Origin of the sequence: Variovorax frigidus (assembly GCF_051216515.1) — a bacterium.
Classification (GTDB): domain Bacteria; phylum Pseudomonadota; class Gammaproteobacteria; order Burkholderiales; family Burkholderiaceae_C; genus Variovorax.
Window position 1 is genome coordinate 931,099 of the sequence record NZ_JBPJZF010000001.1, and the last position, 14,045, is coordinate 945,143.

Annotated in this window: 16 protein-coding genes; 15 read left to right on the forward strand and 1 reads right to left on the reverse strand. The window is 69.4% G+C overall.

Annotated elements, in window-relative coordinates:
- Position 1: 1 nt before the first annotated feature.
- The 8 genes from ACSFBC_RS04405 (at position 2) to ACSFBC_RS04440 (ending at position 6,719) form a co-directional block, all read left to right on the forward strand.
- Positions 2 to 655: an amino acid ABC transporter permease gene (locus ACSFBC_RS04405; RefSeq protein ID WP_435509079.1), complete on the forward strand. Its 654-nt coding sequence runs from the start codon at positions 2 to 4 to the stop codon at positions 653 to 655.
- On the forward strand, positions 639 to 1,424 hold the full coding sequence (locus ACSFBC_RS04410) for an amino acid ABC transporter ATP-binding protein (RefSeq protein ID WP_435509080.1): 786 nt from the start codon (positions 639 to 641) through the stop codon (positions 1,422 to 1,424). The genes ACSFBC_RS04405 and ACSFBC_RS04410 overlap by 17 nt, the downstream gene beginning before the upstream one ends.
- Before the next feature lie 216 nt (positions 1,425 to 1,640).
- A complete protein-coding gene (locus tag ACSFBC_RS04415; protein ID WP_435509081.1) occupies positions 1,641 to 2,129 on the forward strand; it encodes a GNAT family N-acetyltransferase in 489 nt (162 codons plus the stop codon).
- 8 nt (positions 2,130 to 2,137) lie between these two features.
- Positions 2,138 to 3,031, forward strand: a complete 894-nt coding sequence (locus tag ACSFBC_RS04420) for a LysR family transcriptional regulator (RefSeq protein ID WP_435509082.1) — start codon at positions 2,138 to 2,140, stop codon at positions 3,029 to 3,031.
- Positions 3,032 to 3,144: 113 nt separating this feature from the next.
- Positions 3,145 to 4,125: a Bug family tripartite tricarboxylate transporter substrate binding protein gene (locus tag ACSFBC_RS04425; RefSeq protein ID WP_435509083.1), complete on the forward strand. Its 981-nt coding sequence runs from the start codon at positions 3,145 to 3,147 to the stop codon at positions 4,123 to 4,125.
- A gap of 8 nt (positions 4,126 to 4,133) precedes the next feature.
- Positions 4,134 to 5,108 carry a M14 family metallopeptidase gene (locus ACSFBC_RS04430; protein WP_435509084.1) on the forward strand — a complete coding sequence of 325 codons (975 nt, stop codon included), beginning with the start codon at positions 4,134 to 4,136 and terminating at the stop codon, positions 5,106 to 5,108.
- A 55-nt stretch (positions 5,109 to 5,163) separates the two neighbouring features.
- Positions 5,164 to 5,748: a DUF1439 domain-containing protein gene (locus ACSFBC_RS04435; protein ID WP_435509085.1), complete on the forward strand. Its 585-nt coding sequence runs from the start codon at positions 5,164 to 5,166 to the stop codon at positions 5,746 to 5,748.
- Positions 5,745 to 6,719, forward strand: coding sequence for a glycerophosphodiester phosphodiesterase (locus ACSFBC_RS04440; RefSeq protein ID WP_435509086.1), 975 nt, complete (start codon positions 5,745 to 5,747; stop codon positions 6,717 to 6,719). The genes ACSFBC_RS04435 and ACSFBC_RS04440 overlap by 4 nt, the downstream gene beginning before the upstream one ends.
- Here the strand turns inward: ACSFBC_RS04440 and ACSFBC_RS04445 are convergent.
- Positions 6,716 to 7,189, reverse strand: a complete 474-nt coding sequence (locus ACSFBC_RS04445; RefSeq protein ID WP_435509087.1) for a MerR family transcriptional regulator — start codon at positions 7,187 to 7,189, stop codon at positions 6,716 to 6,718. The two genes, ACSFBC_RS04440 and ACSFBC_RS04445, sit on opposite strands and share 4 nt — an antisense overlap.
- A 73-nt stretch (positions 7,190 to 7,262) precedes the next feature.
- Between ACSFBC_RS04445 and ACSFBC_RS04450 the strand changes: the two genes are divergently transcribed.
- From ACSFBC_RS04450 to ACSFBC_RS04480, 7 genes are all read left to right on the forward strand, one after another.
- Positions 7,263 to 9,347 carry a heavy metal translocating P-type ATPase gene (locus ACSFBC_RS04450; protein ID WP_435509088.1) on the forward strand — a complete coding sequence of 695 codons (2,085 nt, stop codon included), beginning with the start codon at positions 7,263 to 7,265 and terminating at the stop codon, positions 9,345 to 9,347.
- A 10-nt stretch (positions 9,348 to 9,357) separates the two neighbouring features.
- Positions 9,358 to 9,732: a DUF2946 family protein gene (locus tag ACSFBC_RS04455; RefSeq protein ID WP_435509089.1), complete on the forward strand. Its 375-nt coding sequence runs from the start codon at positions 9,358 to 9,360 to the stop codon at positions 9,730 to 9,732.
- A gap of 78 nt (positions 9,733 to 9,810) precedes the next feature.
- Positions 9,811 to 11,304 (forward strand): TolC family protein, encoded by a 1,494-nt coding sequence (locus ACSFBC_RS04460; RefSeq protein ID WP_435509090.1) that lies wholly within the window; start codon positions 9,811 to 9,813, stop codon positions 11,302 to 11,304.
- Positions 11,304 to 12,680, forward strand: a complete 1,377-nt coding sequence (locus tag ACSFBC_RS04465; protein WP_435509091.1) for a multicopper oxidase family protein — start codon at positions 11,304 to 11,306, stop codon at positions 12,678 to 12,680. The genes ACSFBC_RS04460 and ACSFBC_RS04465 overlap by 1 nt, the downstream gene beginning before the upstream one ends.
- A 25-nt stretch (positions 12,681 to 12,705) precedes the next feature.
- Positions 12,706 to 13,218, forward strand: a complete 513-nt coding sequence (locus ACSFBC_RS04470; RefSeq protein ID WP_435509092.1) for a cupredoxin domain-containing protein — start codon at positions 12,706 to 12,708, stop codon at positions 13,216 to 13,218.
- Between the two features lie 29 nt (positions 13,219 to 13,247).
- Complete coding sequence (locus ACSFBC_RS04475) at positions 13,248 to 13,715, forward strand: DUF411 domain-containing protein (RefSeq protein WP_435509093.1); 468 nt, start codon at positions 13,248 to 13,250, stop codon at positions 13,713 to 13,715.
- Between the two features lie 20 nt (positions 13,716 to 13,735).
- The gene (locus ACSFBC_RS04480; protein ID WP_435509094.1) at positions 13,736 to 14,035 is read left to right on the forward strand and encodes a copper-binding protein; all 300 of its coding nucleotides are present in this window, start codon (positions 13,736 to 13,738) and stop codon (positions 14,033 to 14,035) included.
- Positions 14,036 to 14,045 lie beyond the last annotated feature (10 nt).

Consider the following 14,045-nt stretch of genomic DNA (forward strand, 5'->3'; position numbering starts at 1 on the left):
CATGAACGACTTCTCCCTCTGGGACATCCTGCGCAACCTGCTGATGGCGCTGCGCTGGACCGTCGCGCTGTCGGTGATCGCCTTCGTCGGCGGCGGCGTGGTCGGGGCCCTGCTGCTCTTCCTGCGGCTGCGCGCCGGCAAGGCGCTCGACCGCGCGATCGGCACCTACGTGCAACTGTTCCAGGGCACGCCATTGCTGATGCAGCTGTTCCTCGCCTACTTCGGCATCGCGTTGATGGGCATCGAGGTCTCGGCCTGGACCGCGGCCACGGTGGCGCTCACGCTCTACACCAGCGCCTACCTCACCGAGATCTGGCGCGGCTGCGTGGCCTCGATCCCCAAGGGCCAGTGGGAAGCCTCGGGCAGTCTCGCGCTCAGTTTCGGCGAGCAGATGCGCCACGTGATCCTGCCGCAGGCCGTGAAGATCGCGACCGCCCCGACGGTCGGCTTCCTGGTCCAGGTGGTCAAGGGCACGGCGCTGGCCTCGGTCATCGGCTTCGTCGAACTCACCAAGGCCGGCAGCATGATCTCCAACGCCACCTTCCAGCCCTTCGTGGTGTTCAGCTGCGTGGCGCTGATGTACTTCGCCCTCTGTTTCCCGATCAGCCTCTATGCCCGGCACCTCGAAAGGAAGATCCATGTCCATCGCCGCTGAAGCCCCCGTGCACGCTGCCCATGTGGCGGCGGGCGCGCCCATCGTGCAGATCACGGCGCTGCGCAAGTCCTACGGCACCAACGAAGTGCTCAAGGGCATCGACCTCACGGTCAAGCGCGGCGAGGTGATCGCCATCATCGGCAAGAGCGGCTCGGGCAAGAGCACGCTGCTGCGTTGCATCAACGGGCTCGAGGTGTTCCAGCAGGGCTCGCTCAGCGTCGACGGCAAGCCGCTTCTGCACGAGAGCGCGATGGCGATGCGCGAGTTGCGCCAGCGCGTGGGCATGATCTTCCAGGGCTTCAACCTGTTTCCGCACCTCACGGTAGGCAAGAACGTGATGCTCGCGCCCACGTTGGTGAAGAAGCGCAGCCAGCTCGAGACGGCGTCGCAGGCGCGCAAGCTGCTGACGCGCGTGGGCCTGGCCGAGAAGTTCGACGCCATGCCCGACCAGCTCTCGGGCGGCCAGCAGCAGCGCGTGGCCATCGCGCGTGCGCTGGCGATGGAGCCGGCCGTGCTGCTGTGCGACGAGATCACCTCGGCGCTCGACCCCGAACTCGTGGGCGAAGTGCTGCGCGTGGTCGAGTCGCTGGCCGACGAAGGCATGACGCTCTTGATGGTCACGCACGAGATGAGCTTCGCGCGCAAGGTCGGCGACCGCGTGATCTTCATGCATCAGGGCCGCGTGCACGAGATGGGGCCGCCGGCCGAGCTGTTCGCGAATCCGCAGACGCCGGAACTCAAGCAGTTCCTGTCTTCGCTGCATGACTGAGGGCGTCGACCCGCGCCTCGACCCATGCCTTGCCTCCAGATCGCGTCGATTATTCGCACCATTCCGAAGCGGGTAGGTGAGCGCGCGATTCGAGCGATGCGCAGTTCGACCTGATCACCAGCCACTTCGTTGCGCCGACGGCGGAAGAAGGCTTTCAGGTGGTTTGCCACGCATAGCCGGAGCCCTCTGCGCCGACGATGCTTATGCTTGGCCTCCATGCAGATCGAACAAGCCCAACCCGCCGACGCGCCAACCGTCGCCGCCGTCCTGACCGAAGCCGCCCAGTGGCTTGCCGCCGACGGCAGGCCGCTGTGGTCGGCCACCGACACCGCTCTGGAACGCGTGCAGCGCGACACCGACGCGGGACGCTACTTCATCGCCCGCAAGAACGCCGAGGTGGCCGGCGTGGTACGCATCGATCTGGAAGACCCGTACTTCTGGCCCGAAATCGAAAACGGCAGCTCGGCGTTCGTCCACAAGCTGGCGGTTCGCCGGCATTGGGCCGGGCACGGGGTGTCGACCGCGCTGCTGGGCTTTGCGCGCGAACACGTCCAGGGCCTGGGCCTGGCGCATCTGCGGCTCGACTGCGTGGCCGACAGGGCAGCGCTGCGCACGCTCTACGAGCGCTTCGGCTTCTCGCTGCACAGCGAGATCCGAAAAGGGGCCACCGTCTTTGCCCGCTACGAACTCTCCCTCGGCCGCTAGCCCGCACCATGCAATTCAAATGGATGGAGGACTTCATCGCGCTGGCGCAGACGCGCAGCTTCACGCGCGCCGCGGAGCTTCGGCACGTCACGCATCCGGCTTTCGGGCGGCGCATCCGCGCGCTCGAATCGTGGGCCGGCACGGCGTTGATCGAACGTGGCAGCTCGCCCGTGGTGCTGACAGCCGCGGGCGAAAGCTTCCTGGACAACGCCGGCCAGATGGTGCTCAACGTCGAGGGCTCGCGCGAAGAGGTACACAACGTGGCAGGCCGGCAGGCCCGCACGGTGACGGTGGTCACGGGCCGCACGCTGGCGCGCACGGTCATGGCCGACTGGCTGGTGCGGCTGCAGCCCGTGCTGCAGCAGGGCGAGGTGCGCGTGCTGACGGGCGCGCTGGCCGAAACGGTGCGGATGCTGGAGCACAACGAGGTCGATTTCTCGCTGATCTTTCACCATGCCGCCCTCACCTTCCGTCTCGACGGGCGGCAGTTCGCCCATGTGACGGTGGCGTCCGACAAGCTGGTGCCGGTGTCGCGCGCCGACGCGCAGGGCCGCGCGGTGCACAGCTTCGACGGCACCGGCGAAGTGCCTTTTCTTTCTTACGTTCGCACGCTCGCCATGGGGCGCTTGGTCGAAGACCTGCTGGCCAACAACCCGCAGGCCCCGCGCCTGAAGCGCCGCATTGAGTGCGATTCGGCCGATGCGCTTTATGAATACGTGCTCCGGGGACTGGGCGTGGCGTGGCTGCCCTGGTCGATGGTGCAGGGCGATTGCAAGACCGGCCGGCTGGTGCCGGTGGGCGGACGGCGCATGGAAGTGCGCTTCGAAGTCCGGCTGTACCGGCCGAAGCGTCGGCTGAGTCCGCTGGCCGAGGACGTGTGGCGGGCAATGACGCCGCGCTGACGCAAAATCGGCCTTTCTGGAACCCAATCAGCACGGCTTCGTGCCAGTACAGCACCGCGCAAGAACGGCAGGCTCCGCAAAATCGCCCGGATTACTACAACTCCGAGGCAACGATGCGGCTTCCCCGTCCTTTTTCTTCCTGTCTCGCCGTGGCTCTGTGCGGCCTTGCCTGGGCCGCGTCCGGCCCGGCCAGCGCCCAGGCCTACCCCTCGAAGCCGATCACGCTGGTGGTGGCCTACCCGCCGGGCGGCTCGACCGACCTCACCGGGCGCGCGCTCGGCGTCGAGCTGTCCCATCGCCTCGGCGTGCCGGTGATCATCGAGAACGTGGGCGGCGCCGGTGGCGCCATCGGCGCACAGAAGGTCGCCAATGCGGCGCCCGACGGCTACACCCTGCTCGCCGGCGCCAGCAACGAGCTGGCCATCAGCAAGCTGGTCAACGCCAACGTGAAGTACGAGGCGAAAGACTTCACCCCCATTGGCCTGATCGCCTCCCAGCCGCTGGTGCTGGTGGCGGCCCCGGGCACCGGTGTGAAGAACACCGGCGAATTTCTCGCACTGTTGAAGAAGAACCCCGGCAAGTACAGCTACGGCAGTTCCGGCGTCGGCACCTCGCTGCACCTGGCGGGCGAGATGCTCAAGCAGCAAGGCGGTATCTTCATGACGCACGTGCCCTACCGCGGCGTGGCCCCGCTCACCAACGACCTGCTGGGCGGCAACATCGACTTCGGCGTGTTCGTGCTTTCGAGTGCGCTGCCCTACATCCGCAGCGGCAAGATGGTGGCGCTGGGCACCACCGAAGCCAAGCGCTCGGCCATCACGCCGGACCTGCCCGCGCTCAGCGAAAACCCGAACCTGAAGAGCCTGGACATCGGTGTGTGGTTCGCGCTGATGGGGCCGGCCAAGCTGCCCGAGCCGGTGCTGACCAAGCTGAAGACGGCGCTGCACGACACGCTTCGCTCGCCCGATTTCCGCAAGAAGATGGAGGCCACCAGCTCGGTCGTACCGACGACGAACGTGGACATCGACAAGTTCATCCTCACCGAAACCGCCAAGTACAAGACCATCGTCCAGTTCGCCAACATCAAGGAATGAGCGTGTCCGTGTCTGCATCTGCCTTGTTTCAACTCTCCGCTCCCGACCTTTCCGCCTGGCGCGCCGGCAACACCGGCGTCGAAGGCGTCTGGCACTTCGAAGCCGAGGCGCCCGGCCGGCACGTGATGATCAGTGCGCTGGTGCACGGCAACGAGGTGTGCGGCGCCTGGGCGCTCAAGGGCCTGCTCGAAGCCGGCGTGCGCCCGCAGCGCGGCCGGCTCACGCTGGCGTTCTGCAACCTCGAGGCCTTCGACCGCTTCGATGCGGCCGACCACGATGCCTCGCGCTTCGTCGACGAAGACCTCAACCGCCAATGGGCGCCCGAGCGGCTGGCCGCCGGCACCACGCGGGAGCGGCGCCGCGCTGCCACGCTGCAGCCGTATGTGGCGCAGGCCGACTGGCTGCTCGACCTGCATTCGATGCACGAGCCCTCGGCGCCGCTCACGCTCACCGGCATCCAGCCGCGCAACCTCTTGCTGGCGCAGGCGATGCGCAGCCCGGAACACGTGGTCATCGACGCGGGCCACAAGGACGGCGTGCGCATGCGCGACTTCGGCCGCTTCAGCGCGCCCGACGCCAACGAACAGAGCGATGCCCTGGCGCTGCTGGTCGAATGCGGCTTTCACGGCGACCCGGCCAGCCGCACCGTGGCGCAGGACCAGTGCGCGCGCTTCCTGCGGGCCGCCGGCACACTGAACGATGCGGCCATTGCCCGGCAGCTGCCGGGCTGGCTGCAGCCCGACGCGCCGCGCCAATGGGCGCTGGACGTGACCGGACCTGTGGTGGCGCGCAGCGAAGATTTCCGCTTTGCCCAGCCCTTCACCGGCCTGGAAGTGATTGCCCACGCGGGCACCGTGATCGGCTGGAACGACGGCGAACCGGTCGTCACGCCGTACGACGACTGCGTGCTCGTGATGCCCTCGACGCGCCAGGCCAAACTGGGCGTGACTGTGGTGCGCTACGCCCACCGCCGGCAACTCTGAAGCAACCGGGGGAGGCTGGCGGGAACCTTTGCGGCTGTGGCAAGCTCGGCATGGTATGAGCCTTCGCACCCCATCCCCCACCACCTCCCGCCGTCGGTTGCTGCGAGCGCTGCTGGGCGCCACGGCTCTTCAGGCGCCGCTCGCCGCATTGGCCGGCTTCAACTTCTTCACCAGCGAATACACCATCGGTCGCGACGAACTGCAGGCGCAGATCGCCAAGCGATTCCCGGTGCGCCAGCGCTATGCCGAGCTGTTCTCGGTCAGCCTGCGCGATCCGCAACTCACGCTCGACCCCGCCACCAACCGCGCCAGCATCAGCGCGAACATGACCATCGGCAGCCCGCTGCTGCAGCCCTCGAGCGTCGAGGGCATGGTGTCGGTCAGCAGCGCATTGAAGTACGACGTGGCCGCGCTCGCGCTGCGCCTGCACGAACCGCGTGCCGAGCGCATCGTGCTGCAGGGCCTGGACGGCCGCGACGGCGAGCGGCTGCAGAAGATCGGCGGGCTGGTGGCGCAGGAGCTGCTGCGCGACTACCCGCTGCGCACCTTCAAGCCCGAGGAACTGACCGTGGGCCGCAAGACCTACCAGATCGGTGACATCACGGTGCAACGAGACGATATCAAGGTGGCCCTGCTATGAAGAACACATACCGACGGATTGGCGCCATGCTGCTGGCCCTCGCGACATTCGCCGCCCAGGCCTTCGACATCCAGGCGCACCGCGGCGGCCGCGGGCTCTGGCCCGAGAACACGCTGCATGCCTTCGACCAGGCCGTGACGCTGGGCGTGAGCACGCTCGAGCTCGACATCGGACTCACGGCCGACGGCGTGGTCGTGGTGTCGCACGACATGGCGCTCAATCCGGCGCACACGCGCGATGCGAACGGTGCCTGGCTGCCCGCGGCCGGGCCGCTGGTCCATTCGCTCACGCTGGCGCAATTGCAGGCCTATGACGTGGGCCGGCTCCAGCCCGGCAGCAAGTACGCCGAGCAGTTCGCCAGCCAGACGGCCCACGACGGCGAACGCATCCCGACGCTGGCCGCGGTGTTCGCGCTGGTGCAGGCGCGCCGCGCACATGCGGTGCGCTTCAACATCGAGACCAAGATCGACCCCACGCAACCCGACAGCAGCGCCTCGCCCGAGGCGATGGTGCGCGCGCTGCTGGCCGAGATCGACAAGGCCGGCATGGCCGATCGCGTGACCCTCCAGAGCTTCGACTGGCGCACGCTGGCCTTGGTGGGGAAACTCGCGCCGTCGATGCCGCGGGCCTACCTCACGACCGCGCGCACCTTGAAGGACCCGCGCTGGACTGCCGGCCTCAACGCCGCCGATTTCGGCTCCACGCCGAAGCTGGTCAAGGCCGCGGCCGGCGACGGCGCGGCGCCGGTGCTGTGGTCGCCGGCCGGCAACGACGTGACACCTGCGGCCGTCAAGGAAGCGCAGGCCCTGGGCCTGAAGGTCGTGCCCTGGACCGTCAACAAGCCCGCGGACATCAAGGCCCTGCTCGACATGGGCGTCGATGGCCTGATCAGCGACTACCCGGATCTGCTGCGCACGGCGGTGCGGGCGCAGGGCTTGCCGATGCCTTTGCCGACAGGGCCGATCAACTAGACATGTCGCGTGGCCGACGTGCCACGCTCGCCCTGCTGCGGCTGCGCATCGGCACGCTCGTGCAGCGACTCGATGATGTGGCACTGCGCATCGCTGCCGTCGCAGCTGTTGCGCAGCGCGAGCAGGTCTTTCTCCAGCGCACGCAGTTCGTTCAGGCGCTCTCGCACATGGCCCAGGTGGGCGTCGAGCGCGACACAGGCCGCGTCGCAATCGGCCTTGCTGCGCAGGTCGAGGCCCAGCAAGGTGCGCACCTCGTCGAGTGACATGTCCATCGCGCGGCACAGCCTGACGAAGCGCAAGGCATGCACGTCGGCATCGCTGTAGAAGCGGTAGCTGTTGTCGCCCCGGCCGGGCGGCGCGATCAGGCCCTGCTTCTCGTAATAACGGATGTTGGCGGCGCTCACGCCGCTGGCCGCGGCGGCCTCGCCGATGCGGTAACCCTGGGTGGCGTGCGGCTTTGGATCGGACATGGCTTGACCTTCAAGTGACTTCAACCTTTCCAATCGTGGCACATCTTCGAAAAACACAGGAAGCGACCCTTCGATGGCCTTGAATCCACCCTCTTCCGCCACGACGCCCGTGACCCCGGCGATCGCCCCGACCTCCGGCTGCGCCGACGACGCCTGCTGCGGCGCGCCGGTGCGCCTGCGCCCGCGCGACAAGCCCCACGTCCATGCGGCGACCGGCGCGCACGCGGGCCATGGCCACGCGCACGATCACGACCATGCCCACGCAGAGGAAGGCGACGGCCACGACCACGGCCCGCTGCCGGGCTGGCAGCGCATCGCCGCGGCGCTGGTCGTGGCCCTGGCGGCCGAGCTCAGCCACCTGCTGCTGCCCGAGACCACGGCCTGGCGCATCGCCGGCATGGCGCTGGCGGCCATGGCGATCGCGCTGGCCGGCACCGGCATCTACCGCAGCGGCATGAAGTCGCTGCTGCGCGGCAAGCTGGGCATCGACGCCCTGATGGCGGTCGCCGTGACCGGCGCCTTCCTGATCGGCCAATGGCCCGAGGCTGCGATGGTGATGGCGCTCTATGCGCTGGCCGAGCTCATCGAACACAAGGCGGCCGACCGGGCGCGCAACGCCATCGGCGGCCTGATGGCGCTGGCCCCCGACGAGGCCGAGGTGCGCGAGGCCGACGGCAGCTGGCGCCGCGTGGCCGCGCGCGAGGTCGCGCTCGATGCGGTGGTGCGCATCCGCCCGGGCGAGCGCGTGCCGCTCGACGGCGTGGTCACGGCCGGCGCCAGCGCCATCGACCAGGCCAGCGTCACGGGTGAGAGCATCCCGGTCGACAAGGCCGTGGGCGACACGGTCTTCGCCGCCACCGTCAACCAGAGCGGCGAACTGCAGGTGCGCGTGACCGCCATCGCGGGTCAGACCACGCTCGACCGCATCATCGAATCGGTCGAGCAGGCGCAGGCCTCGCGCGCGCCGACCCAGCGCTTCGTCGAACGCTTCGCCGCGGTCTACACGCCCACCGTGTTCGTGCTCGCCATCGCGGTGGCCGTGCTGCCGCCGCTGCTGCTCGACTGGCTGTGGCTTGACGCGATCTACAAGGCCCTGGTGCTGCTGGTCATCGCCTGCCCCTGCGCGCTGGTGATCTCGACGCCGGTCACGGTGGTGAGCGGCCTCACGGCGGCCGCGCGCCGCGGCATCCTGATCAAGGGCGGCACGCACCTCGAGGCCGCGCGCAAGCTGCGCGCCGTCGCGCTCGACAAGACCGGCACGCTGACCGAAGGCAAGCCGAAGCTGGTCGACTGGCAGGCCTGGGGCACGGCCGACAAGGCACAGGTGCGCGAGGCCGCGGCCAGCCTGGCCGGTCGCTCCGACCATCCGGTGTCCAAGGCGCTCGCGGCCGGCCTCGAAGGCACGCACGCCTCGGTCGAGGACTTCCGCGCGCTGGTCGGCCGTGGCACCGAAGGCCGCATCGGCGGCCGCGCGCTGGTGCTGGGCAACCACCGGCTCATCGAGGAACGCGGGCTCTGCAGCCCCGAACTCGAAGCCGCGCTCGCGGTGCACGAACAGCAGGGCCGCACCGTCACACTGCTGGCCGACGAGCGCGCCGTGCTGGGCGTGTTCGCGGTGGCCGACACGGTCAAGCCCGGCTCGCGCGACGCCGTGGCCGCGCTGCTGGCGCTGGGCGTCACGCCGGTGATGCTCACCGGCGACAACGAGGCCACCGCACAGGCCGTGGCCCGCGAGGCCGGCATCGCCGACGCGCGCGGCAGCCTGCTGCCCGAAGACAAGCTCGGCGCGGTGCGCGAGATGCAGCAGCGCTACGGCGCGACCGGCATGACCGGCGACGGCATCAACGACGCGCCCGCCCTGGCCCAGGCCGACATCGGCTTCGCGATGGGCGCCGCCGGCACCGACATCGCGATGGAGACCGCCGACGTGGTCATCATGAATGACGACCTGGGCCGCATCGCCGAGACCATCCGGCTGTCGCGCCGCACGCACGCGGTGCTGTGGCAGAACATCGCGCTGGCGCTGGGCATCAAGCTCGTGTTCTTCGCGCTGGCGGTGTTCGGCAGCGCCACCATGTGGATGGCCGTGTTCGCCGACATGGGGGCAAGCCTGCTGGTGGTGGGGAATGGGTTGAGGTTGCTGCGCACGCGACTTTAGAATCGGCTTCATGCGCATCCTCGTGCTCCTCCTCGCCATCGTCCTGCTGCCCCTGCGCGGCTGGATGGGCGACGCCATGATGATGGCGCCTGCGCAGCAGGTCGCCGGGGCACAGGCGACGCACGGGATGGCGAATGAGGGGCATGCGATGCACATGGCGCATGCCTCCGCCGACGCGGACCATGCGATGGACCACGGCGATGCGCCAACCCAGCACGCAGGCCATGCCACCTGCGACACCTGCCAGTTCTGCCATTCCGTCGCCGTGACGGCCTGGCCCGAGGTACCGATGCCGGCGGAGGCGCCGCGCCACGCGCCGGCCGCCGAGCCCGTGCTGTTCGCCAGCGCGGATGCCGGCCAGGGCTTCAAGCCGCCCATTTCCTGATCTCCCTGCCCGCAGTCCGTCCGCCGTGTCCCTTTTCAGGGGCGCATGCGGCCGTTTCCTCGCTTGTGGAGATCCACCGTGTTCCTTTGTCATCGCCCCTTGCGGGCTGCGCCGCGCGTTCCTGAGCGCGGCTCGACGCCCGCTTCCTTTTTTGTTCCCCGTGCCCTGACCCTCGCCGCCGCGCTCGGCCTGGCCGGCTGTGCCAGCCTCGCGCCCGACGGCGGCGAGCGCGACGTGCAGGCGCTGGTCGGCGGCAACGCCATCCTCGGCGGCGCCACGCCGCGCGCCGCGCCCGACGCGGCCAGCCACCGGGCCATCGACGCGCTGCTCGCCGAACCGCTCGATGCGCAGGCCGCCGTGCGCATCGCGCTGGCCAACGGACCGCGCATGCAGGAGGCCTTCGCCACCCTGCAGCTCAGCGACGCCGACCGCGTGCAGGCCGCCTCGCTGCCCAACCCCGTCTTCGCCTTCGGCCGGCTGCGCGAAGGCCGCGAGCTCGAACTCGAACGCGCGATCGGCTTCAACGTGCTGGGCCTGCTCACCCTGCCCTGGCAGGCACGCTGGGCCGGCCAGCGCCACGAGGTCGCCAAGCTGCAGGCCGCGCAGAGCGTGCTGCAACTGGCGGCCGACACGCGCCGCGCCTGGGTGCGCGCGGTGGCCGCGCAGCAGGCCGTGGTCTACCTGCGCGACGTGAAGGCGGCCGCCGAGGCCGGTGCCGAACTGGCCGAGCGCATGGCGAAGGTCGGCAACTGGAGCGCGCTGCAGCGCACGCGCGAACAGCTGCTGCATGCCGATGCGGCGGCCCAATTGGCGCGCGCCGAGCAGGCCGCGCTGTCGACGCGCGAGCAGCTCACGCGCCTGCTGGGATTGAGCGCGGCGCAGGCCGGCTACCGCCTGCCCGATCGCCTGCCGCCCCTGCCCGTGTCGATGCCCGCGCTCGCCGACGTGCAGGCCAGCGCGCTGCGCGACCGGCTCGACGTGCGCGCCGCCCAGGCCCAGACCGCAGCCACCGCCGATTCGCTGGGCCTGACCCATGCGACCCGCTTCGTCGATGCACTGGAGATCGGCGGTGTGCGCAACACCACCTTCGAAAACGACGCCGACGGCAGCCGTCGCACGCAGCGCGGTGTCGAACTCTCGCTGCCGATCCCGCTGTTCGACTGGGGCCAGGCGCGCAGCGCGCGCGCCGAGGCGCTCTATCGGCAATCGGCGGCCCGCGTGCGCGCCACCGGCCTGCAGGCCGCGAGCGAGGCGCGCGAAGCCTACGGCGGCTGGCGCAGCGCCTGGGACATCGCGCAGCGCTACCGGACCGAGGTGCTGCCGCTGCGCCAGCAGGTCAACGCGCAGATGGTGCTGCGCTACAACGGCATGCTCTCCAGCGTGTGGGAGCTGCTGGCCGAGACCCGCGCCAGCATGCTGGCCGTCAATGCCGCGATGGACGCCCAGCGCGACTTCTGGCTGGCCGACACCGACCTGCAGTTCGCGCTCACCGGCAGTTCGCCGGCCGGCGTGAACGCGCTGCAAACACCAGGCGACAGCGCCGCCGCCCCTTCCACCGCAGGAGCCCACTGATGGACCGCCGACACTTCTTCACCGGCGCCGCCACGGCCATCGCCGCGGCCGGCGTGAGCCGCGCCGCGCTGGCCGCGCTGCCCGAAGCGCACACGCAAGCCTCGACCGCCACCGCCGCGCCGCTGCTGCCGCCCGACGGCCGCCCCTACGACCCGGTCGTCACACTCAACGGCTGGACGCTGCCCTGGCGCATGAACGCCGGCATCAAGGAATTCCATCTGGTGGCCGAGCCCGTGGTGCGCGAGATGGCACCGGGCTTCAAGGTCAACATGTGGGGCTACAACGGCCAGTCGCCGGGCCCGACCATCGAGGTGGTCGAGGGCGACCGCGTGCGCATCTTCGTGACCAACCGCCTGCCCGAGCACACCACGGTGCACTGGCACGGCCAGCGCCTGCCCAACGGCATGGACGGTGTCGGCGGCATCACGCAGCCGCACATCCCGCCGGGCAAGACCTTCGTCTACGAATTCACCGCGCGCCGGCCCGGCACCTTCATGTACCACCCGCACGCCGACGAAATGGTGCAGATGGCGATGGGGATGATGGGCTTCTGGGTCACGCACCCGAAGGCGCGGCATCCGCTGATCGCGCCGGTGCAGCGCGACTTCTGCTTCCTGCTGGGCAGCTTCGACGTCGAGCCCGGCGCGGCCACGCCCAAGGTCAACACCATGACCGACTTCAACATCTGGAGCTTCAACAGCCGTGTGTTCCCGGCCATCGACACGCTCAACGTGCGCAAGGGCGACCGCGTGCGCATCCGCGTGGGCAACCTCACGATGACCAACCACCCGGTCCACATCCACGGCCACGAGTTCGAGGTCACGGGCACCGACGGCGGCCCGGTGCCCAGGAGCGCGCGCTGGCCCGAGGTGTCGGTCGACGTGGCCGTGGGCCAGATGCGGCAGATGGAGTTCATCGCCGACGAAGAAGGCGACTGGGCGCTGCATTGCCACAAGAGCCACCACACGATGGGACCGATGGGCCACGAGGTGCCGACCATGATCGGCGTCGATCACAAAGGCGTGGCCGAGAAGATCAGGAAGCTCGTGCCCGACTACATGGTGATGGGCGACAAGGGCATGGCCGACATGGGCGCGATGGAGATGCCCATCCCCGACAACACGGTGCCCATGATGACGGGCAGCGGCCCCTTCGGCGCGGCCGAGATGGGCGGCATGTTCACGCTGCTCAAGGTGCGGCGCGACCAGAAGCCCGGCGACTACAGCGACCCGGGCTGGTTCAGGCACCCGCCCGGCACCGTGGCACGCGAAGTGTCGAACGGCGATGCACCCCCACCCACGCAGGCAACCCCGGCCGCGGGCACGCCGGACGCCACGGTGCGCAAGCCTTCGGGCCATGGCGCGCACGACCACTGAAACCCTTCACGAAATTCACGTCACCATGAACAAGACATTCGCATCCCTCGCCGCCGGCCTCGTGCTTGCGGCTTCCACCGGCACCACGATGGCCCACGAGAACCACGGTGCCAAGACCCAAGGCGCGGCCACCCTCGCGCCCGAGCAGAAGCCCTGGGGCATCGCGGGCGACGCCCGCGCGGTGACCCGCACCATCGACATCGCGATGGCCGACGACATGACGTTCACGCCCTCGGTGATCGAGGTGCGCGAGGGCGAGACGGTCCGGCTCCAGTTGAAAAACCGCGGCAAGGAACTGCACGAGCTCGTGCTGGGCACCAAGGCCGAGATCGAGGCGCACGCCGCCATGATGAGGAAATTCCCGGGCATGGAGCACGACGATCCCTGGATGGTGCACGTGCCCGCGGGCCGGACCGGCGCGATGATCTGGACCTTCAACCGCGCCGGCGATTTCGACTTTGCATGTCTGGTCGACGACCACTATGAATTGGGCATGGCCGGCCGCATCCGCGTGCTGGCCGCCAAGGCCAAATCCTGAAACCCAAACACGAACGCAAGGAAAAAGAGATGCAACGACGCACACTGCTCAAGCGCGCGGCCCCGCTGCTGACGCTGGCCGCCACCGCCACGCTGCCGCTGGCCGCGCTGGCGGCCGCGCCCATGGTCGAGATCTGGAAGGACCCGAACTGCGGCTGCTGCCAGGACTGGGTGCTGCACCTGAACAAGAACGGCCTGGCCACGCGCGTGCACGACGAAGGCAACAACGCCGCCCGCGCCCGGCTGGGCATCCCGGCCAAGCTGGGCTCGTGCCACACCGGCCGGGTCGGCGGCTATGCCATCGAAGGCCATGTGCCGGCGCGCGAGGTGCTTCGGCTGCTCAAGGAAAAACCCAAGGCCGTCGGCCTCGCGGTGCCCGGCATGCCAGTCGGCTCGCCGGGCATGGACGGCCCGGCCTATGGCGACCAGCGCGACGCCTACGATGTGCTGCTGGTGCTCGCCGACGGCAGCACACGCGTCTACCAGAGCTATCGCTGAAACAACCCAAGGACGAACACATGAAGAAGCAATGGAATGCGGCGCTGGCCGCCATGCTGGCCACCGTGACGGTCGGCGTCTTCGCGCAGGGCGCACTGCCCGCGGTCGAGGGCGAGGTGCGCAAGGTCGATCCCCAGGCGCAGAAGATCACGCTGCGGCACCAGGAGATCCAGAACATCGAGATGAGCCCGATGACCATGGTGTTCCGCGTGCGCGACCCGGCGCTGCTGGCGCAGGTCAAGGAAGGCGACAAGGTGCGCTTCACCGCCGACAAGATCGAGGGCGCGCTCACCGTGCTGTCGATCGAGCCGCTGCGCTGAGCGCGGACGA